Source organism: Chitinophaga agri, from assembly GCF_010093065.1.
In the GTDB taxonomy this organism is placed as follows: Bacteria; Bacteroidota; Bacteroidia; order Chitinophagales; family Chitinophagaceae; genus Chitinophaga; species Chitinophaga agri.
Window position 1 is genome coordinate 4068171 of record NZ_CP048113.1, and the last position, 21984, is coordinate 4090154.

Below are 21984 nucleotides of genomic sequence, written 5' to 3' on the forward strand. Positions count from 1 at the left end.
TGGTAGATCTTATTTGACTGTTTTGATCCTGCTCAAACATTAGCAGAACCTGTATCATGGAATGTCATTCTTAAGCTGTCTTCATATTAGTTCAGTTTAACCCGTACTTCACCTGTAAATAATTTCTGCATTAGACCTTTCTTCTGCCGTTGTAAGGTAGCAAGCTTTTGTTCGTAAAGACTTAATTCCGACTTAGCTACAGACAGGATATTGAATATTCTTAGTTGCTCATTATAATTCGGCACACAAACGTTTAGGCTAAAAAAGTCCTTAGGAGTCACATTGAGTAAGCCATGTGCTCTCCCTCCTTCATGAGCAATTTTTGATAATCCACGATCAAGTAAACAAGCATCGAAGAAAAACTCAAAAAAGTCACCTGAATGCACGTTCTCATTTTTTATCCGGAAGCAGATGTAAAGTGTTGTAACAACAGCTTCATCGAAATTATTCAAGCGCTTTATTGCTCCCCAATCATAGCCATTGGAATAGCTTTTATTATAGCTGAATTCACCTTTGTGTATGAGAAAGTAATTATCTAAAATGTCGCTCGCAACTATTTTTTTGAAGAAATCATTTTGTTTCACGAAGCCCCTTCGAGCAGAAATGGTAACCACATTATTGTTTGCTACGGTGTTTCTTCTTATAACTCTTTCAAATATTTCGGATAGCTTTTTCTCTTTCCAGCCAGTTTTCGGTCTTAGCAAAGCTTGTAACAAACCCTTGTTTCTTTGTTGTAGCTGGGTAATTAACTGTTGGGTTTTGGAGATTGCTTCATCCCAAGTGGAGAGAATGGCAGCGATTTGTCTTTGTTCTAATGATGTAGGAAGCTTAATATTAATAGATTTAATTAATTCTCCATTCAGATTTTCTTGACTTCCAGTATTACTTAGTTTTCTGATGTTGTTGTAGTTATGTAAAAAATTTTGGAACAGGAAATCAACATTGACTGTTTTGTCAACAATTAGTGCGGCGCAAGCCTGATTAGTACTGGCACGTATTCCAAGTTTTGCAACTTTTCCCCTAGTTTTGCCTTGACCATACATTGCCATTAAAATTGTCCCTGGCTCAAACATTTTGGCTGATGAAGCCTTCAAACCTGCTTCTGTAATAAACTGGTCAGCTTTAGTGATTGTATTGAAATCAATTAATGAAGTTGAAATCCAAGGAATTGAGCCATTCCAATAGCCGGTATTTTTCCTGTCAGGCGTCCCTCCTGAAGAAATTTTTGCTATTTCTCCAACTTCCTTCACTTCCCACTCCTCCGGTATCCATCCCAATGGCGTATGTTTGTAACCTGGTTTATGTGCATTTTGGTTGCTCATTGATCTTTCCTTTTGTTTTTTGACGTCTGACATTTTTTTTGAGAAAGCCAGAAAGTTTCTGCTTCAAAGAAAACTTCAATTGTAGCTCTCCCTTCTGGAACACTATATAGCAAAATTTCAAACTTTTCCATATTTATTCCGTTTTAAAATCCCAATTCTTTGAGATACTCCTCCATCTTCTTTTCTATGGATGCCATTTCTTCCTTTATCCGTTTGATTTCAGACTGGGTAGCAGGAATATCTATGGGTGCTTCTTCTTCGAAGGTATCCACATAACGAGGGATGTTGAGGTTGTAATCATTTTCTTCAACTTCATTCAGCGTTGCACGGTAAGCATATTTGTCTTCCAATACGGCGCCTTCTTTGGTTGCCAGCGGTGCAGCAGCTTTGAAGATCTTGTATGTCTTTACAATATGCTGTATATCTTCCTGTCTTAAACGGTTCTGATTTTTATCTTCCTGATACTCGCGACTGGCGTCTATGAACAAGACATCTTTATTTTCACCCTTTCCTTTATTGAATAGCAGTATAGCTGCGGGTATGCCGGTGCCAAAAAACAGATTGGCAGGCAGCCCAATTACGGCTTCCAGTAGATTTTCCTTTATTAATTGTTCCCTGATTTTCCCTTCGCCGCTACCCCGAAACAGCACCCCGTGTGGTACAATGACTCCTACCTTCCCTACGTCCTCATAAGCAGTTTCAATCATGTGAGTGATAAATGCGTAGTCGCCTTTGCTCTTGGGTGGGACCCCCCGGTAAAAACGGTTATACTGATCCGCCAGTGCATTTTCAGCACCCCACTTATCCAGTGAAAATGGTGGATTAGCCACTACAATGTGGAATTTCATTAATTGATCTCCCTCCAGTAAGCGGGGATTATTAAGTGTGTCGCCCCATTCTATGTCAGCATTATCCATTTCATGAAGGAACATATTCATCCGGGCCAGTGCCCATGTACTTCCATTGTTTTCCTGTCCATATAATGAAAAGTTGTTATTCCCGACTTCGCGGCCCACTTTAATCAACAGGGACCCGGAACCGCAGGCAGGATCAGCGATACGATTACCAGGCTGAGGATCTACCAGCTTTGCCAACAAGGTTGACACTTCCGCGGGCGTATAAAATTCACCGGCTTTTTTTCCCGCATCGCTTGCGAACTTCGCAATGAGATATTCATATGCATCGCCAATTACATCGTTCCCCTCCAGATGTGTTGGCTGAAGATCCAATGCAGAAAAATCAACCAGCAAGTTTTTCAAGCGACGGTTACGGTCTTTGGTTTGCCCAAGGTTTGGTTCACTATTGAAGTCAATATTTCTGAATACCCTTTCCAGTTTGCTGCGGTTGGCGTCTTCCAATTTCTCCAACGCAATGTTAATCAGCTCACCCAAATTATTTTCATTGCGTTGCTCAAACAGGTGATCGAAGGTACATTCGTTGGGTACCTGGAAGCGTTCGTTCCTTAATGCCCTTTCGACACGTACATCGTCTCCTTTATATTTTTCAACATATGTGGCTTTTTTGTCCTTCCAAACGTCAGTGACATATTTAAGGAACAACATCGTTAATATATAGTCCTTATATTGGGTTGCATCTATAGTTCCACGGAAAGTATCGCAGGCCTTCCATAAAATATTATTAATCTCCTTTTGCGTAAGTTTCTGCATAATAGTTATTTCGTCAATTTAGAAATGATTGCCGTGTATATTTTTCTCTTTTGAATGATAAGTTGCTCCGTTAATTCGATTTCTTGCTGATATAACTGTGTTAAAGCAGCTATACTTTTTTGTTGCTTCATTGATGGCACGGGAACTTCGAACGCACCAAGCTCTGATTTTCGAATGGACAATATATTCGTACCACCGCCAATTTGACTGAACGCAGCCTTGCTTAATGGTGTGTTAAGAATGGCTGCAAGATATTGAGGATAAATGATGTGCGTATGTGGCCGAAGAACAAAAAATATCGAAGATGCGACAGCCGGTTGGCCTTCGTATTTATAACACCATGCAAACAATCTATTGCCCTTTCCAACAAACAAAACATCGTCATCTTTTAATATATGTGCTGCCACCTTCTCATCGAGCTGTATATATTCATCTGGAGCGGCGATTTGCCTACCGTCATCATTGAATTGACGTGCTTGCAGATAGGCAACAGTACCTGCAGTGTCTGGCTGGCTATAAAAACCAAACCGTATATCGCAAAGCTCAGATATTTGTATCCTTTTTTTCAATGTAGAACGTTTCAATTAAAACAAAGATAAGGATAATATCAATTTAATAATAAAAAAACATTGTAGACTCATTCAAAAATAATATTTAATGGATTTATTGTGGTTGAGGTAGGTATTTTATAACGAAGACCAGGCCGGGTACTACATATTTTAATCCTATTCAAGATGGGCGGTATAGTACTTTAAAATTAGTAATTGCCAACAATAGCTTATGAGACTGATGACACTATCATAATAGCTGGTATTATAACACCAAAGACTGATGCCGTTTCCCTTCCCTGCATACCTCCCACAGCATCACCCCAAACACAGCCCCCAACACCATATTCAGCAACTGATACCGCAGCACCACCGGCGATGCTAACACACTAAACCCATAATGCACGATCCAGTAGAATGTGCCAATCCTTAACGCGCTTCTGAATTTTATATCTGCGAATGAAGGGCCACCGACCCTGTAATAGGCGATCCATCCTGCAATAAAAAACAGGATGACTACCAGCATCAATGCCGGATACAATTCAAATAATTGCAGCTCACGGAGATCAGACCGGGTGTACACTTTATTGGAAGGATAGTTGAACCAGGCCTGTGCAATGGGCCATACCGTATCGCGGTTGTCATTGTACACGGCCAGGTTCTCAGCCGGCGGATAGGCATACTGGAAAAAGTTGGGCAGGAGATAATACCGGAAGTATGCTACCGGATACTGACTGATCAGGTACTTTCCATAGTCGTTGTACAAAGGAGCAACAGCCGCCATCTCGCGTAGGCAGGCGCTATTATCAGCAATATTAACAGCACCTGGTACAGGCTGCAACGGAGACCAGGCATCCCATAGATAAAACGCCATAATGGGCTTGCCATCCGGACGTTGCGACGCTGGCACCTGCTGCAAAGAATCAAGGTAATGCGTCACGCGGGCATGAACGCCGGTAAACTGTTCCGGCACATCCAACACGGGCCGCCTGGGCATGTGCGCATATGCGTAGACTGCATTACTGGCCATCTGCCAGCCGCTGAAAGCAGAGAACTGCCTGGTACCGGTTACCCGCTGATTTGCGGCGGTTGTATATAACATAAAACTACCGATCATGCTCACCATCAGCAGGCCACTCGCTATTTTGAGCCGGACAGAGAACGCACAGAATACGATCACGGTCATACTGACTATCGGATAGATCAACGCATGATACCGCACAGTATATGCCAGTAGTAATACGAACAGATGTGCCGCTAACAGCCACCTGGAAGGTTGATATACCAGTCTGAATAACTGTGCCATCCATACGAGGCTGATACCAATAAAATACACATCACTGGTAATGTAGTTACTGAGATATAAGATCGCAGGATTAAGAAATAACAGGGCAAAGATGATCCTCCGCGTCCAGCGACGGACGATAGTCAGCTCTAATACAGTAAAGAAGAAATAGAGTGCACAGATATGATATAGGCAATATTGCACAAACACCAGCACCGTATCAGCATGTGTGAACACTCCCACAAACAGGATCAGTTTCGCATATCCTACCGGCCACATGTTCGCATCTACCTGCTCCGCCGCACTGCGAAGGTAATTGTAGGAATCCTGCATGAAATTCGGAAACGGATAAAAATATTTAAACACGATAAACTGCACCAGCATAGTGCACACGGCGAGGTATACATATCTCATCAATTGCATTCTCATAATACGGAGGAATTTAAATTACCCGGTGCATCCAAAAGTTTGGAGATAGAGAATATTTTTTATCCGTTCTACAATTAACTGTTAAATATTACCTTATACACAAATTACAAAAACCCTTTCGTTGTTAACCTTTTTCAGAATACTACTGCTACTTTGTTGCTGTCAGTTAACTGCCTGGTCACAAAAAAAGAGAATTGATAATGACTCCTGGCGCACCTGGACATCCCTGTCTCCGCATTATGGCATCCGGGATGACGGACAATACTGCTGGTTTCAGTACGGTGCACCGGCAACAGGCGACACGCTAATATACAGCGGCATCAGGAATAATATACATTATGCATTTCCACGCGGCTTTAACGCTAATTTTTCTGATAAATATTTCAGTTGTCAGTTACCGGGCGATAGCCTGGTGCTTGTCATCAACGATAGTATCCACTACCTGACCGGTGTACAATACTACCAACTCAACAACCATCAGCTCATTACACAATATACTGACTCGCTGATCTGGCAGGACCTTAACAATTATCAGACAAAAAACATCTGGAAAGGGCCTGTGCAACAAGTAGTTTTCGATGGAAAACAACTCGCGTTCACAGCAAATAATCATCTCCGACATTACACATCCGGTATAGATAGCACGCAATTACTATCTACCAACTGCGCCGGTGGACTACAATTCTCCCGGGACGGCAACTATTTACTCTATAAGGAACCAGTGCCTCATACAACCGCTTCTCCTAAACTACGCATCTGGCACTACAGCGACTACTATCTGCAAAAGCCGCCACATATGCCAGTCACACAGGCGCTCCGTCTGGCAACAAAGCAGGCTTTCCCCGTCAACACACCCAACACGCAGATCGTATGGTGGGATGGCGGCCGGTATCTCATCACACAAAACACCCTGAACCACCCCGAATATTATTGGAACAAAAAAATCCTTTCCACCCTTTACCTGGTAGATACTCACAGCGGGGACATAAAAATGATCGCTGCGAATAAAGACAAACTATTATTACAACCTGCCGTATCTCCAACCGGGCGTTTTATGACATGGTACGACCCATCAACAGGCCGCATCTGCTGTTATGAGCTGGCCACCAGACACACCCGCGCGCTCATACAAGGCATCGGGGTAGCACAATGGGCTACCGGCGATAGCGCTGTATTTATTCATACTAACAACGACATCTGGAAGGTTGACCCCAGAAACATAGCCCCCCCTGTCAATCTTACCCATGGGCGTAAACAGCATCTCGTCTTTCGTCTGCTTTTTCCGGGCATCGCTACCGCATTCAACACAAAAACGAAAAGAAATGGTTACTGGAAATGGGACCAGGGACGATTCACACCCGCAACAATGAATGATGCGCTCTTCTACTTCCCGCGCTACCCACTGGATAAATATCCACCAGTGAAAGCAAGAGATACCAGCATCTATCTCGTTACCGCTATGCAGGCCGGGTACTCACCTAATGTATCCTTCACGGCGGATTTCAATACATTCACTCCGTTGACGGCTATCCATCCGGAAGATGGATACAACTGGATGCACGTGACACTGACGAAACACGGATTGCTCTACAAACCGGCAGACTTCGATCCGCAGAAAAAATATCCTGTTATCTTCCATTATTACGAAGAAAGTAAAGACTACCTGCACCGGTATTTAACACCTGCATTAAGTGAGGGCGCTTTAAATATTCCCTGGTACGTCAGCAATGGCTATATCGTGTTCGTACCACACATACAAACAAAGAAAAGGCATCCTGGCAGCAGTGCAGCAAAAGCCGTCATCCGCGCAGCAAGATACCTGTCAGCATTCTCCTGGGTAGATACAAAGAAAATAGGATTACAGGGGCATAGTTTCGGGGGATATGTCACCAATTATCTCGTGACACATTCCACCTTATTCGCAGCAGCACAGGCATCTGCCGGTCCGGTGGATTTCCTGAGCGGATATGGTGCTGTGCGGAAGATCACAGGAGCGGCAATGCAACCTTTATACGAACAGGGACAGAACAAAATGGGAACAACACCATGGGACCATCCACGGTTATATCTTAACAATTCTCCGATCATCCAGGCAGACAAAATACATACGCCGCTACTACTAATGCACAACGACAATGACAATGCCGTGCCATTTGCCCAGAGCATAGAACTGTTCACGGCTTTAAGACGGCTGCAAAAGCGAGTATGGTTACTCCAATATACCGGTGAAGGCCATCAGCTATTCAAAGACGAGGATCGATCAGATTTCACCCGCCGGCAACAGCAGTTCTTTGATCACTATCTCAAAGACCAACCGATGCCGGACTGGATGAAAGATCACTGACCTGCATCATCATAGATACCTGCCAGTGTGGGCCATATAGGCCCGGTTACCACGGTGATGAAATAAAAAGCCCCCCCGATAGTAGTCCAGGTTTGTGTTGTACCCGTGTATAGCGGACGGGTTACATTGACTGGCAGCTCATAGATGTCTGTGCGGAACGTCCGGTAAGGTGCCAGGTACGCATAGGTAAGATTACGGGATGCACCATTAGAGGTGAAATCTCCTGTAGTTGGATAAAAGAGGTTACTTTGCTGCCGGCGCTTGGCTGCTTTGAAAGACATCACCGTTCCCAACACGGTGATGAGTACGATGAGAGTGAGAATAACCCTGGCCTTTTGCATAACAAAAAAGTGTTTATGCTAAAGGTAGTATTACTAAAATGGAAAAGTATTAGGATGGTAATGCATGACTTTGGAGATATGGGTCATTCCGGATACCCCTCATTTTGAGACAAATGGCCATTCAGCAACATCTCACTATGCGGAACAGGATACAGGCCTTTATAGCTTTGCCAGCTGCCTCCTTTAGCCATGGCAGCGGCGGGCATGATCTCATCGGTGGCATGCCAGCGTTTCAGATCCATCCAGCGATGCCCCCATTCAGCGAATAATTCGACACGGCGTTCCTGTTGCACAGCCTTCATCAGTACATGGGCGCTTCCGGCATGAACGGCTGACAACCCCGCCCGCATGCGTATCACAGTCAGGTCGTCCTTTGCACCATCAATATCGCCGGTTTGCAGACGCGCTTCGGCCCTGATAAGATATTGCTCTGCCAGCCGGAGCACGACCAGGTATTCGCTGGCCGGCCCGGTCTCACTGGTATACTGGTACTTACCCGGTACGGCGAGACTAGCGCTATACAGCCAGTACCGCCTCCGCAGATCATCCTGTTCAAAGGCCTGTATCAACGTTTTGCTGAGCTGCACCGGCCGCTGCTGGAGGAATAATATGGCGTCATCCGTGAACACTTTATCCACAGGATGCAATTGCCAGATCGCTTCTTTACTATTCTTCAAAAAGACCTGTTGCAAAGGAACAGTATCATACACCGCCCTGTTGTCTATTACAGTAGTGGCGGCAGCTATAGCCGCGGGCCAGTTCTCCAGATACAAATATACCCTGGCCAGCAAAGCGGTGGCAGCGGTCCTGTTAGGCCTCACCCGTTCTGTGGTGACAGACACAATATCTGGCAACAGGTATTCTTCCCGCAATAATTGCTGCGCATCCTGCAGATCATACACGATCTGGCTATATACCTGATGCACAGGCGTGCGGTACATAGCAGCACTCACTTTATAATCCGTTGATGTCACCAGTGGTACTTCTCCGAAGAGATTCACCAGGTAGAAGTAACAGAACGCCCTGATAAACTTTGCTTCCCCCAGTAACTGTTGTCTGATAGCTGGTGTCAAACGGGTAGAAGCGGTTAATCCTTCTATGGCGCCATTCGCCCGGTAGATATACTGGTACATGACCCGCCAGAAAGGGACATTGGTTGTGAGCACCTCATTACGATACATGGATAAGGGCAGTTCATCTTCCTGTTGGAGTATAAATTCATCTGCGGAGAGTGCGCAGAGGTAGGAGATGCCATGATCGCCCATAAAGGTACCACCGGCACTCATTTCATAGTACAGTCCTGTTAATACACCTGCCGCGCTGACATTTGAAGCAAAGGCGGAAGTATTGGTCACCCGGTCTCCGGGCGCATCCAGATCCAGTAGTTTACGACAGCTGGCAGGTAGCAGGCATACGATCAGCAGTAATAGTCTCCAATGCATACCAGGTTATTTTTAGAGTGCTATTTTTAATCCGCATGTAAACACCCGTAAGGGCGGTAACGTCCCCCGTAGTTGCGTTTCCGGGTCCAGTCCTTTGTAACGTGTGATGGTGAACAGATTTTGCCCCTGTATATACAGCTTCCCTTCCTGTAAATGCAGACGGCGTAAGGTAGTTTTGGGAAATGACCAGTTGACCTCCACATGCCGGACGCGGAGGAAGGAAGCATCCTCATATCCCAGGTCGCTTTTCATAGCTTTTCTATAGCCGCTCCATAGTGTACCATTCTGGGTGTACCGTTGCCGGTCAGTGATATCACCGGGCTGTTGCCATCTGGACTGTACCACAGCATATTGATTTCGCTGATAACCGGGCATATAGTCAGGATCGAATGTGGTATTCACCCCTTTCTGCCGCACGAAGTGTAACAAGATCTCCATACTGAACGGGCCAAGGTCCAGGTTATTCACCCAGCCACCATACCAGAAGGGCGCTACATCCATGGCCTTGTTCTCTACAGCTTTGGCGGCGGGTACAGGATGGTTCTCCGCATCTGCGAACTGATATGTGCCTGTTTGCGGATCGACGCCCATTGCAGTAGCGACATATTGCTGCGACAACGCCTGTCCTTCTACAAATGGGTTCACCGCCTCTACAGGAATAGTAGGATCAGGGTAACTAATGAGTTTATTGTGTCCGAAGGAGATATTAAAGCTGGAACGCCAGATCAGCTTGTTGTGCTGGATACGTTCGACGCTCAGGGACAATTCCAACCCGTTATTCCGGATCACAGCCGGGAGGTTACCGATAATGCTGCCTGCGCCGGTAATATCCGGCAGTGGGTAGGAGATCAGCTGATTAGAGGAACGGTGGAGGTAATAGCTGGCCGACAACAGGAGTCTGTCGTGCAGGAAACCCAGGTCGAGGGCTACCTCAGACTTACGGGTCAGTTCCCAGGCAAAATCGGCATTGAACAACCGGACAGGCTTAAGACCTGTTACCCCCTGGTAGGCGCCATCTGCTTTATTATATTCACCCAGGTATTGATAATCGCCTATCTGATCATTACCGGTAGTGCCGTAGCTGGCCCGTATTTTACCGAAACTGATGACCTTTTTTAATGGCGTCATGAAGGGCTCTTCAGAGAAGATCCAGGCCGTTCCTATCGCACCGAAGCTGGCGAACTGCTTCCTGGGACCGAAGCGGCTACTGCCGTCACGGCGGATGCTGAGGTTCATCAGATAGCGATTCTGATAATTCAGTCCGAAACGGCCGAACAAAGCGACATACCGGTAGGCGCCACTTTCCAGCTTACCGTATACAGAATCGGCATAGTAGATATTGCGTAGCAGGGCATCATCTTCGAAGCCATCCGCATTCAGGCTCTCACGCATCTCCTGATACCCCTGTATTGTGCCTCCTAAGAGGCCGTGAAGCTGCCAGCTACCTTTGGTGAGCCTGTATGTCGCCTGCGGCTCGATAATGCGGGAAATCGCCTCATAACGATAATGCTGGGAAGAACCACTACGGCCATTCCGGAGAAGCGGAGGAATGATAGCCAGCGGCGAGAGCACGGCAGAGCGACCGGTCAGCCAGTTATAGCCCATGGTGGTTTTGAGTATCAGGCCGGGGAGGATACGATATTGTAGTCCGACGTTGGCCAGTACGTTCTTTACGGCACCTTCAAATGAAGGACCAATAAGACCGATATATGGATTTAGCCAGGAATAATTCAGACTGCCATCGTCGAGGTAGGCGGGAGGTGCATTAGGCGGCAGCATGATCATGCTGGTGAAATCCGACCCGGGCAGATCGCTGTTATCGGCCAGGAAGCTGCCGGAGAAATTGGCTTCAAAGCGCTGATCAGTTGATTTACCGCTCATGCTGATGTGCAGACCACCACGCGTGCTACCGAAAGAACCGGGAAATACCAGGTGTTCTTTTCTATAGTGCCCACTGAGGCGGTAGAGATAATTATCATTGCCACCGGAAACAGAAAGTTGCGTGCTGGTAATATGGCCGGTACCACCGATCAGTTCGTGCTGCCAGTCTGTGTATCGTTGCGGATCCCATAACAGCAGGTCGGGCGCATTTCTTTGATTAGGAGAGACCCCGTCATGCTTGAAAGCTTCGCGACGCATGTCCAGGTATTGGGAAGTATTTAATAGTTTGACTTTACGGGCAGTGTGTGACAGGCTGGTAGACACGACGGCCCTGATGACGGCTTTACCGGCCTTTCCCTTACTGGTAGTAATGAGGATAACGCCATTAGCCCCCCTGGAACCATAAATAGCGGTGGCATCAGCATCTTTCATGACGTCAATACTTTCCACATCATCCGGATTGATAAAGTTAAAGGCGGAGGCTTTATCGCCCCAGATGAAAGAGCCCAGTCCACCAGTGATGACAGGATTATAGGGGATACCATCTATGACATAGAGGGGTTGCGTACCATTGACAAGACTGTTTCGTCCGCGCAGCTGGACCTTAACAGCCGAACCGCCTATGCCGCCGGATTGTGTAACCAGCAGTCCGGGCACACGCCCCTGGAGGGTCAGCAGCGGATTGGTGGTGACCTGTCTGGCGATAGTGGGTACTTTGACCGGCCAGCTGCAAATGGCTGTAGTGACCCGCTGGGTGGTGGTACCATAGGCGATGATAACCGTTTCGTCCAGTGTGCGTCCCATAACAAGTGCAGGCGTATCGTTAAAAGGAGGGTAACGTTTAACAGTGGCGGGGCCGGGTAATGCTTTTTTCAGGTTGATGGAATGCCCGTCTAATTCCCAGGCATAACGGGGTAGCAGAACGGTATTCAATACAATGGTCAACGATTCATTGTTGAAGTGAACGTCCATCAATTGGGCGACGTCGATATCTGCATTATAGCTGAAGTAGTACCCGGTTTGCTCCTGGATCTTTGAGAAGATGGACTGCAGGGATAACTGCCGTCCGGTGATCGAGATCCGGTTGCCTGCCTGCCGGGCATTGACCTGTAAGCAGCAACAGGTATATAGCAGGATAAAGAGCGTACAGCGTCTGGCTGATTTGGGCATCCCCATAGAGAAGGTTGTGGCTATTGGTAGATAAGTAGGAAAAAAACGCAAAAAGTACTCATCCGTAGAATCTTTTTCCCTTAACAACGAGTTAACTGTTCGGCAGGGTGGATTGAGTAAATTTACTCACAAAGAAAATAGAGTCTTTGCCATGAAGCTATTGAATCACAACCATTCAGAAGACGAACTATTTTTACTGATCAGGGAAGGCAATGAGGCAGCATTTGATGTCTTCTATCACCGTCATGCAGGTTTGTTATACACACAGGCATATGTCATCCTGCAGGATAAAGCGGCCGCTCAGGACGCGGTGCAGGAGGTGCTGATCTATTTATGGAATCACCGGACGACTGTCAAAGTCAATACGACACTCCCTATCTACCTGTGCGGTGCTATCAGGCAACATTGTGCAACGGTATTGAGGAAAGAAGTAGGCATCCGCAACCGCCATCAGATCTATACGGACCTGCATACATCTGTTACCCATAACGCTGAACTGGAAAGAAAGGAGCTGAATAAGCGGATACGGTCAGCGATGTCAATGATCACTCCCAGCTGCAGAAAGGCATTTGAAATGTCTTATATCGAGAAAAAGACCCTGAAAGAGATCGCCTTCATTATGAACATTAAAGTACAGACGGCCAAGAACCATGTCCAGGAGGCCCTGAAAGTGCTACGCAGGAATCTGAAAAAAAGTTGAATTTCTCCCAGTACTTTTTTTATACCGGCGACTACTATAAGTGTGTTTGTCACTTTATAGGTTCATCATGCCGGTAGATCCCCAATACATTGAACAGCTGATACTGCAGGAGATACTGGGCAACATATCACCTGAAGATAGTATCACCCTCAAAAAGATCCTGATCAGCGATCCTCATGCACAAGCCATGTGGCAGACGATACATGAGCGTCTGGCGGGTATCGATATACCATCCTTACAGGAAGATCTTCCGAATACACTCCCGGCGGCACAGATCATTGCTGTGGCGAGGAGACGTAAGCGGCGGAAAATAATGATGACTACAACTACAAGCGTGGCGGTGATACTGCTACTGATAACGGTTGTCTATAAAATACTGCTTCCGGCGTTCCAGCCAGTTTCGCCGGCGCATATCCCATTGTATGCCCTCAAAACTGTGGTACTGCAGCTGCCCGATGGCGAAATCGTTCATCTGGGCAGCGGTCAGCAACAGCTAAAGGCAGGTGGGAGAACTTTCCGGGAAGTAGACGGAAAGCTGTCCTGGTCCGGTGGAGGTACCGAATCCCAGCTCGCTACCATAATTATTCCACCGGGCAAGGACTACATTGTGCAGCTTTCAGATGGTACAGCCGTCACTTTAAACGCCGCCACCCGAATGGAGTTTCCGCTAACATTTAACGGCAACAGAGCCATCCGGATCAATGGAGAGGCGTACCTGCAGGTCGCCAGGCAGGATGGTATTCCTTTCAGTGTGCAACTACCCAACAGTACTGTACAGGTCTTAGGGACCTCTTTTAATGTGAATACCTATGATCATACCCGTGAACAGGTATTACTGGAATCGGGCGCTGTAAAGGTGGTTACCAGAGACGGCACGTTGCAGCTCACTCCGGGCGAGGCAGCCGAGTATCAGCCTGGTACCCGTCCGCTTGCGATGGCAATAGACACGGCTGCGGCATTATCATGGAAACATGGGTATTATTCGTTCACAGCCACTCCGGTGAAGACCGTGAGTAAGACCATAGAAAGAAACTACAGGATAAGGGTGATCCTGGACTCTGATATCACAGCCAACAGGACATTGACTACAAGACTGGAAAAAGCCGAACCGCTGCCCGAGTTACTCAGGCGTCTAAGAAAGATTGACAACATTCATTACCAGTTTGAAAACGGCGACAGCGTTTTGCATTTGTTATACCGCCCGTAAACATTGACACCATGCGTTCTATTTTATTTAAAGCGAACAAATTACTGCTGATTGAAAAGAACAGACAGTCTTATATACCTGCCAGCAGCCTGCCTGTAGAGTACCATAAACTGATCATCCCTTACGCGGGGCTTTATTTCCGCGAAGACGGGGAATGTGAGATCCTTTCCCAGCATATTAATGTGGGACCGTTTTCCCTTTGGCTGCATGACATCTTTTCAAAAGAAAGGATCGTACTGTTGCCGTATACGCCTTACCACCTGTGGACACTTCATTTTATGTATGAAGACACGCTGGAGGTAGAAAATCCCGGCAGGGCGTCCTTTAGATTAGAAGAGCGGGAGTGTAATCTCTTTAATTTATATCCGGGGCTGCATCGTATTCCGATGGAAGATAATACCAAGGTGCTATCTGTTCACTTCAACATACGTCCTGAGTTCCTGCCTAAACTGGCGGAGAAGTATCCGCAACTCAGGGACTTATTAACCCGCCCGATGCCAGCACAGACAGGTCCGCTGAATGCGCGTCCGCATAATATTAATCCGGTGTGCGACTTTATCATTCAGAAGATACTGACCTGTCAGTATACGGGCAGACAGGCGCATACATTTCTCTACAGCGCCTGCCTTGAGCTTCTGCTAAACTTCGCCCATCAGGAAAAGCATGCGGACGAGCCCTTCCTGTTCAGCAGTCTGGCATATCAGGACGAATACCAGCAGCTGTTCCGGTACATGGTGGAACATCCACATAGACCATGCTCGATAGCGGAGCTGTCATTATTGTTCAACATCCCTATGGCAGAGCTGGAAAAAGGCTTCCTGCAGCACTTTTCGATGACCATACAGGATTGTAGCCACATGTTGCGCATGATAGTGGCCTATAATGCCCTGTACACAAACAACTGGTCACTGGAAATGATAGCTGAGACGGTAGGGTTCTCAAATACGCATTTGCTTGTGGAAGCGATGGAGGCGTATTTTGAGTGCAAAGTTAACTTTGAATAGTAAAAGTTTACATATAGGCCCCTCGCATGTTACAGGTGGGTTTTATGTGCAACATAACAACTTGCACCCACATCTTCATTGCCTTACCAACAGTTATGTAGATGTGCAAAAACCTCAATTAACATGAAGAGAATGCATATTGCAGTGGCCACCATTGCATTGTCCTGTGTATTGTTCAATAGCAGCTACGCGCAGACGTCCCAAAATTCTACCTGGCAGATGAAGCCAGTCAGCATCCAGACCCGCTGGGCGAAGGATGTAAATCCGCAAAACGTATTACCTGAATACCCTCGTCCACAGATGGTGAGGAACGAATGGCAGAACCTGAACGGTTTGTGGGAATATGCTATTACGGCAAAAGATGCCGCCAAACCGGCGTCGTTTGACGGTCAGATACTGGTACCATTCCCGATAGAATCGGCACTATCCGGTGTACAGAAAGCATTGTTACCTACGCAGCGCCTGTGGTACAAACGTACTATCACTAAACCAGATGTGGCCGGCGGCAAGCGGGTGTTACTGCATTTTGGTGCTGTAGACTGGGAGTCCAGCGTGTATGTAAATGGCAAAGAGATCGGCGGACATGCCGGTGGTTACCAGCACTTCTCCTTTGATATTACTGATGCACTGAAAGATGGTGTAAATGAACTGGAGGTAGCTGTATTTGACCCAACTGATAAAGGGATTAACCCTTATGGCAAGCAGGTATTAAATCCTGGCAATATCATGTACACTGCCAGCAGTGGCATCTGGCAAACTGTGTGGATGGAAACGGTTCCTGCCGCCTATATTAAAAACATTCGCATTACCCCTGACATAGATAAAGGTAACCTGAAACTGGAAGTATTGTCTGCTGGTGCATCCGGGGATTACACAGTGGAGGCGATTGCATCTAACGGTAAAAAAGTGAAAGGCAAACCAGGCACGCAGTTGTTGTTACCTGTTCCGAACGCAAAACTGTGGAGTCCGGATCAGCCTTATCTGTATAACCTGAATGTGAAACTGCTATACAAAGGCAAAGTGGTAGATACGATCGGCAGCTATTTTGGCATGCGTAAGATAGAAGTAAAAAAAGACGAGAAAGGCATCGAACGACTGTTCCTCAACAATAAGTATACTTATCACTTAGGGGTCCTGGACCAGGGTTTCTGGCCGGAAGGGCTGCACACAGCACCTACAGATGCCGCCCTCGCATTTGATGTGATGGCTATCAAAAACATGGGATATAACACCATCCGTAAGCACATCAAGATCGAACCGGCGCGCTGGTACTACCATGCGGATAAAGCAGGTATGCTGGTGTGGCAGGACATGGTGACCTGTGCAGGGGATAAGCCGGAAGCAAAAGCGCAGTTCGAAAAAGAGAATAAAGAGAATATCGCACAGTTGTATAACGTACCAAGCATTGTGCTGTGGGTACTGTTCAACGAAGGCTGGTCACGCTATGATCAGCAACGCCTGACGGAGTGGATGAAAAAAGAAGATCCTTCCCGTATCGTCAATGGCCATTCTGGTGAAAACTATGATAAAGGTTCTCCGGCTGAAGTAGCAAAGAAATGGGCCAGCAGCGACCTGACTGATATTCACGATTACCCCGGCCCTGGCATTCCTGATGCATTACCTGGTAAGGCGAGAGTATTAGGAGAGTGGGGCGGTGTAAGAGTGCCTACCTGGAAACACCAGTGGAATGACCTGGAAGGATGGGGATATATACAGGTGCCCGCATCTGCCTTCAAACTGAAGTATGACTCCATGGTGAAAAAGCTGAAAACGCTGGAAGAGCAGGGTTTATCCGGCTCTATCTACACCGAACCGTTTGACGTGGAGACAGAAGAGAATGGCATGATGACTTATGACAGGGAAGTGATTAAGATCTCACCTGAAGAGTTAAGACAGATACATAGTCAGATGCTACCACAGGCAGAAAGCTACGCAGCAGCTCCGGGTGTATTCAAAGCGACATTGGCAGATACGACGAACAGAGATTTGCAGTATGCATCACTGTTGGAGCAGTTCAGAAATGGAAAAAGAGAGCCTGATTTCCTGAGAGAGCTGGCGATCATGGCTAATCGTCTGAAGGATGAAAAGGCTGCGTCCGAAGTGAGTGCTGCTTACATCAACACAATGTCGGACCCGCTCACATTAGGGAATCTGAAATTTATCGATCGATTCACCAAAACAAGTAAAGATCCAGGTTTTAAGATTCTACTTGACAATTTGAAGAAAGCTGACATTGTATTGGATAGAAAAAGAGCTACAGGTAAGTTGAAAGGCATCATCTACGACGAATATATTAAACCATATGACCGTCTTCCAAAGGATTCCATTAACTGGAGTAGAATTGGATACGCCATTATGTCTAAATATCCGGTACCTGGAGAAGAAATCTTGCTAATTGCCAAAACGGTCTATTATGTCAACAATAAAGACGTAGATAGCCTAGCAAAAGCCACTACTGAACTTATGGCAAAATATGAGGCTGATGAGCATGATGAGCTTCTAAATACGGTAGCATGGACTATGTTTGAAAGTGTATCAGATACAAACTTGCTAAAGCGCGCCCTTAGCTGGAGCAAACGAAGCCTGCAAGGTAAACAAAAACCACACATGGCAGATACGTACGCTAATCTGCTCCATAAGTTAGGTAGACAGGAAGAAGCCATCGAATGGGAGCAAAAAGCTATTGAATTAGATCCAAGCGACAAAGGTTTTGTATACACCCTCGAAAAAATGAAAAAAGGCGAAAAAACCTGGCCATAAACCGACCTCCCGTTTAACACCTAAATACCCCACAGCGGCTCATCTCATGATGAGCCGCTTCACATTAACCTCATATTAACTTCTTTTTATTTTTCATTGATTAGCTTAGCTCTACACCAACTAACCATTCCTGTCTTATGCTACATCACTATACCGACTTGATCAGAAAATTCGACGCCGTACCTATCGAAAAGATCGCCAGCTTCTTCCATGACAATGCAGACCAGATAGACACTTTAATCCAGCTGTATCAGGCTTATAACAAACACATCCTACATGCGCAAAGCAACCGCATACAGGAGCTGAAACAGGCCATTATAAGCATCACAGCCGACGATGCATGGTCGGACATGGAAGGACTGGAACTGGTCTACGAAGATTTTAGTCCGGCGATGATGATCACCGGCGGGTTTGCATCAGGGGCAGGAGAAGCGCTGCACACCTTCAACCTCTTCCTGACAGCACCCGATCAGCTCTCCTGGAGCCATTATGAAGATCAGATAATCAGCCGATATACGAAACACGAGCCTGTCATCCAGGGGCGCAGGACTATCCTGCCTATCGGCACAATTCCTGGTCACGACACGAGCGCCATCCTGCACGCACTGGAAGACGCTTATACCCTCTTATCCGAATTAACTGTCAGTAATTTTTTGCCCACGTTAACATCTCATTAACTTAGTTGCTTTTTCAATTCGTTAGCTTAGCTTCTATAAAATCTAGCGATTGTTGTGCGACAACTACTTCCTTGGAATGCATCAACGTAGCCGGCAACAATTTAGCATTGTTCATCTGGCCAGCGCTGGCTGGCATATTGTAATCAGTTCATGTGTAGAAATCAAAACCAAAGCGACACCGTTAAAATAATGTTATGTACCCTACGTTATACGAGGAAAATAAACTGTTGTTGATAGACCGCCTGGAGCAGTCTTATCTACCCGCGACATATATACCCACAGAGTATCTTCACCTTATCATACCTTATGCTGGCTTGTACTATGAGCAGGACAACGACTATAGCATGCTTACCCAGCATGTGCCGTTAGGTCACTTCTCATTGTGGCTGCATGATGTCTTTGCCCGCAAAGACATTGTGCTGTGCCCATATGCGCCCTTCCATCTATGGGCGCTCCATTTTATGTATGAAGATACCCTCAGGGCGGTAACGTTTAAAACGAATGGCTTTACACTCGAAGAGAAAGAGTGTAACCTGTTTAACCTCTATGCAGACATGCACCGCGTTCCCATGTTTGCCGGTCAGAAAATATTATCCTTCCACATCAACATAGTCCCTTCTGCCTTTATGCAGTTGGTACAGAGTTTTCCCGGGCTGCTCCCGTTATCCAATAAAAGACTACTTAAACATTCCAGCACCATTAACGAGAAACCGTACCGTATCAACGCAGTTTGTAATATGCTGATCAAAAGCATCCTGACGTGCCGGTATGTCGAGACACAGGCCAGAAATTACCTGGAACGCTGCTGCCTTGACCTGTTCCTTAATTTCGCACAGCAGGATGCAATGGCCGACGATATCTGGGTGCCCAGTGAAGCGCACACGGCGCTCTACAACCAGATCTACCAGTATATCTCGGACCATCCGCATACCACGCAATCTGCCGAGCAGATCGCCAAAATGTTTAACATCTCCGGTGCCAGACTGGCGCAGGCATTCCGCCAGCAGTTCAGCATCGGTATTACGGCCTTCATCCACATGCAGAAAATGATGCTGGCATTTAATTGCCTCATGCAACAGTCAGTATCCCTGCGGGACGTAACCCAGTTAACCGGCTTCAGAACGATCGAAGACATGACCCGCGAGGTCGAAAAGTATTATAACTGCAATCTTGCTGCGCTGCGCAGAAGCATGTAATATTCATTTTGTATTGTTTATCAGAAAGCTCCATCCGGAGCTTTCTGCATTTAGCCCCCCTTTCCCCTCCCTCCAAAGTTTTTCTCCTCATCTCCTAAGTTCTCTTCTGGGTGCCTCCGCTACCTTTATAAGGTACAAAAACAGCGTTACTACCATTTTAGAGTCTCTCCAAAAGTTAGCCCATGGATCAGCCTATTTTAATACCACAAACGAATACCGAAGCTCCCGTTAAAAGAAAAGCCATTATTATCGGAGCCGGTCCTGCCGGATTAACGGCCGCATATGAATTACTGAAAAGAACAGACATCATTCCGGTCATCCTGGAAAAGTCCGGCGATATTGGTGGTATCTCAAAGACCATTAATTATAAAGGCAACCGCATGGACATCGGCGGTCACCGCTTCTTTTCCAAGTCAGACCGTGTTATGAACTGGTGGCTGAACATACTGCCAGCACAGGACACCGGCAGTGAACAGTTCACCATCAGCTATCAGAATAAGTCAAGACAGGTCGCTCCCGGAGAAAGTGTGACTCCTGGCGACAGCGATAAGGTAATGCTGGTGAGAGAACGGCTCTCCCGTATCTACTTCCTCCGTAAGTTCTTTACGTATCCAATACAGCTGTCTATCGATACACTCAGGAAACTGGGCGTTGGTACGACCATCTCCATCCTGGTTTCCTATCTGCAGGCGCAGGCTTCCCCACGCAAGCCGGAAAACAGCCTGGAAGACTTCATGATCAACCGCTTTGGTAAAACCCTGTATAACCTCTTCTTTAAAGACTATACAGAAAAAGTATGGGGTGTACCCTGCCATGAGATCCCTGCTGAATGGGGCGCTCAGCGTATCAAAGGCGTAAGCATCCGCAAAGCCATCCAGCACGCGATCCAGTCGGCAGTCAAAAAGAAAAAGAAACAGTCAAGCGATATCTCACAGAAAGATACCGAAACCAGCCTGATCGAACAGTTCCTTTATCCCAAGCTCGGCCCCGGCCAGTTATGGGAAGAAGTAGCCCGCCAGGTACAGGAAATGGGGGGTACCATTCTGATGCACCACGACGTTATTACCGTGAATGCACCCGAAGGCAAGGTGGTCTCTATCGAGGCCTTTAATAAAACCGACCTCCAGACCATAGAACTACAGGGTGATTATTTCTTCAGCACCATGCCGGTGAAAGAGCTCATCGCCAGCCTGGAAGCAGATGTACCCGACAATGTAAAAGAAGTCGCCGCAGGCCTCCAGTACCGTGACTTCATCACAGTCGGTATCCTGCTCAGGAACCTGTCTGAACAGGATAAACGCTCCGGCAAATGGAAACCACTCCAACTGAAAGATACCTGGATCTATATACAGGAAAAAGATGTGAAAGTGGGCCGTCTGCAACTATTTAACAACTGGAGCCCCTACCTCGTAAAGGATCCCAATACCGCCTGGGTAGGCATGGAATTCTTCTGTAACGAAACTGATGACTTCTGGAAACTACCTGACGAAAAGATCGCCGCACTGGCTATCCGCGAACTGCAGAAGATCGGACTGGCCAACGCCAGCGACGTATTAGATTCCACCGTCCTACGTGTAGAGAAAACATATCCTGCCTATTTCGGTGCCTATGAAAGATTTGATGAAGTAAAGCAATATATCAGCGCCTTCCCCAACCTGTTCCTGGTAGGCAGAAATGGTATGCACAAATACAATAACGCAGACCACTCTATGCTTACTGCGATGGTCGCAGTCGATAATATCATTGCCGGGGAAACAAGGAAAGATAATCTCTGGGCCATCAACACGGAACAGGAATATCATGAAGAGAAAACTGAGAAAACGGGACAACACGCCTGATCGACGATATGTACTACATGAATTAGCCGGACAGGAGTGCCCGGCTACATGTATACAGACTAAAAAATTCAATCAGGATGCAATGATAACTCTTTCACCAACTAATTAAGTTAATGTGAGGTTAACAGAAATAAATTCCCCTTCTTAACCACTAAAAGTTTTAACCGGCGCTT

16 protein-coding genes are annotated in these 21984 nt (G+C 46.6%); 8 read left to right on the top strand and 8 right to left on the bottom strand.

Going from position 1 to position 21984, the window contains the following annotated elements; genetic code table 11:
- Positions 1–86: 86 nt before the first annotated feature.
- The 5 genes from GWR21_RS16125 to GWR21_RS16140 form a co-directional block, all read right to left on the bottom strand.
- Positions 87–1322: a restriction endonuclease subunit S gene (locus GWR21_RS16125; protein ID WP_162332745.1), complete on the bottom strand. Its 1236-nt coding sequence runs from the start codon at positions 1320–1322 to the stop codon at positions 87–89.
- Positions 1319–1453 (bottom strand): hypothetical protein, encoded by a 135-nt coding sequence (locus tag GWR21_RS31695; RefSeq protein ID WP_262888452.1) that lies wholly within the window; start codon positions 1451–1453, stop codon positions 1319–1321. The genes GWR21_RS16125 and GWR21_RS31695 overlap by 4 nt, the downstream gene beginning before the upstream one ends.
- Before the next feature lie 12 nt (positions 1454–1465).
- Positions 1466–2989 carry a type I restriction-modification system subunit M gene (locus tag GWR21_RS16130; RefSeq protein WP_238429827.1) on the bottom strand — a complete coding sequence of 508 codons (1524 nt, stop codon included), beginning with the start codon at positions 2987–2989 and terminating at the stop codon, positions 1466–1468.
- A 5-nt stretch (positions 2990–2994) separates the two neighbouring features.
- On the bottom strand, positions 2995–3558 hold the full coding sequence (locus GWR21_RS16135) for a restriction endonuclease subunit S (RefSeq protein WP_162332746.1): 564 nt from the start codon (positions 3556–3558) through the stop codon (positions 2995–2997).
- 244 nt (positions 3559–3802) lie between these two features.
- On the bottom strand, positions 3803–5251 hold the full coding sequence (locus GWR21_RS16140; RefSeq protein ID WP_162332747.1) for a hypothetical protein: 1449 nt from the start codon (positions 5249–5251) through the stop codon (positions 3803–3805).
- A 121-nt stretch (positions 5252–5372) separates the two neighbouring features.
- Between GWR21_RS16140 and GWR21_RS16145 the strand changes: the two genes are divergently transcribed.
- Positions 5373–7595 carry an alpha/beta hydrolase family protein gene (locus GWR21_RS16145; RefSeq protein WP_162332748.1) on the top strand — a complete coding sequence of 741 codons (2223 nt, stop codon included), beginning with the start codon at positions 5373–5375 and terminating at the stop codon, positions 7593–7595.
- Here GWR21_RS16145 and GWR21_RS16150 read toward each other — a convergent pair.
- The 3 genes from GWR21_RS16150 to GWR21_RS16160 all read right to left on the bottom strand — a co-directional run bounded on the left by GWR21_RS16150 (position 7589) and on the right by GWR21_RS16160 (position 12429).
- Positions 7589–7936, bottom strand: a complete 348-nt coding sequence (locus tag GWR21_RS16150; RefSeq protein ID WP_162332749.1) for a hypothetical protein — start codon at positions 7934–7936, stop codon at positions 7589–7591. The two genes, GWR21_RS16145 and GWR21_RS16150, sit on opposite strands and share 7 nt — an antisense overlap.
- An 83-nt stretch (positions 7937–8019) precedes the next feature.
- Positions 8020–9378: a RagB/SusD family nutrient uptake outer membrane protein gene (locus GWR21_RS16155; protein ID WP_162332750.1), complete on the bottom strand. Its 1359-nt coding sequence runs from the start codon at positions 9376–9378 to the stop codon at positions 8020–8022.
- Between the two features lie 12 nt (positions 9379–9390).
- Positions 9391–12429 carry a SusC/RagA family TonB-linked outer membrane protein gene (locus GWR21_RS16160; RefSeq protein ID WP_162332751.1) on the bottom strand — a complete coding sequence of 1013 codons (3039 nt, stop codon included), beginning with the start codon at positions 12427–12429 and terminating at the stop codon, positions 9391–9393.
- Positions 12430–12580: 151 nt separating this feature from the next.
- Here GWR21_RS16160 and GWR21_RS16165 point away from each other — a divergent pair, with 151 nt between their 5' ends.
- The 7 genes from GWR21_RS16165 (at position 12581) to GWR21_RS16195 (ending at position 21811) form a co-directional block, all read left to right on the top strand.
- Positions 12581–13129, top strand: a complete 549-nt coding sequence (locus GWR21_RS16165) for an RNA polymerase sigma factor (protein WP_162332752.1) — start codon at positions 12581–12583, stop codon at positions 13127–13129.
- A 67-nt stretch (positions 13130–13196) separates the two neighbouring features.
- Positions 13197–14336, top strand: coding sequence for a FecR family protein (locus tag GWR21_RS16170; protein ID WP_162332753.1), 1140 nt, complete (start codon positions 13197–13199; stop codon positions 14334–14336).
- Between the two features lie 11 nt (positions 14337–14347).
- Positions 14348–15340 (top strand): helix-turn-helix domain-containing protein, encoded by a 993-nt coding sequence (locus tag GWR21_RS16175; protein WP_162332754.1) that lies wholly within the window; start codon positions 14348–14350, stop codon positions 15338–15340.
- A 123-nt stretch (positions 15341–15463) separates the two neighbouring features.
- The gene (locus tag GWR21_RS16180) at positions 15464–18100 is read left to right on the top strand and encodes a sugar-binding domain-containing protein (protein WP_162332755.1); all 2637 of its coding nucleotides are present in this window, start codon (positions 15464–15466) and stop codon (positions 18098–18100) included.
- A 137-nt stretch (positions 18101–18237) separates the two neighbouring features.
- On the top strand, positions 18238–18777 hold the full coding sequence (locus tag GWR21_RS16185; RefSeq protein ID WP_162332756.1) for a hypothetical protein: 540 nt from the start codon (positions 18238–18240) through the stop codon (positions 18775–18777).
- Between the two features lie 194 nt (positions 18778–18971).
- Positions 18972–19973, top strand: coding sequence for a helix-turn-helix transcriptional regulator (locus GWR21_RS16190; RefSeq protein ID WP_162332757.1), 1002 nt, complete (start codon positions 18972–18974; stop codon positions 19971–19973).
- Positions 19974–20155: 182 nt separating this feature from the next.
- Positions 20156–21811 (top strand): NAD(P)/FAD-dependent oxidoreductase, encoded by a 1656-nt coding sequence (locus GWR21_RS16195; RefSeq protein WP_162332758.1) that lies wholly within the window; start codon positions 20156–20158, stop codon positions 21809–21811.
- Positions 21812–21984: the final 173 nt, after the last annotated feature.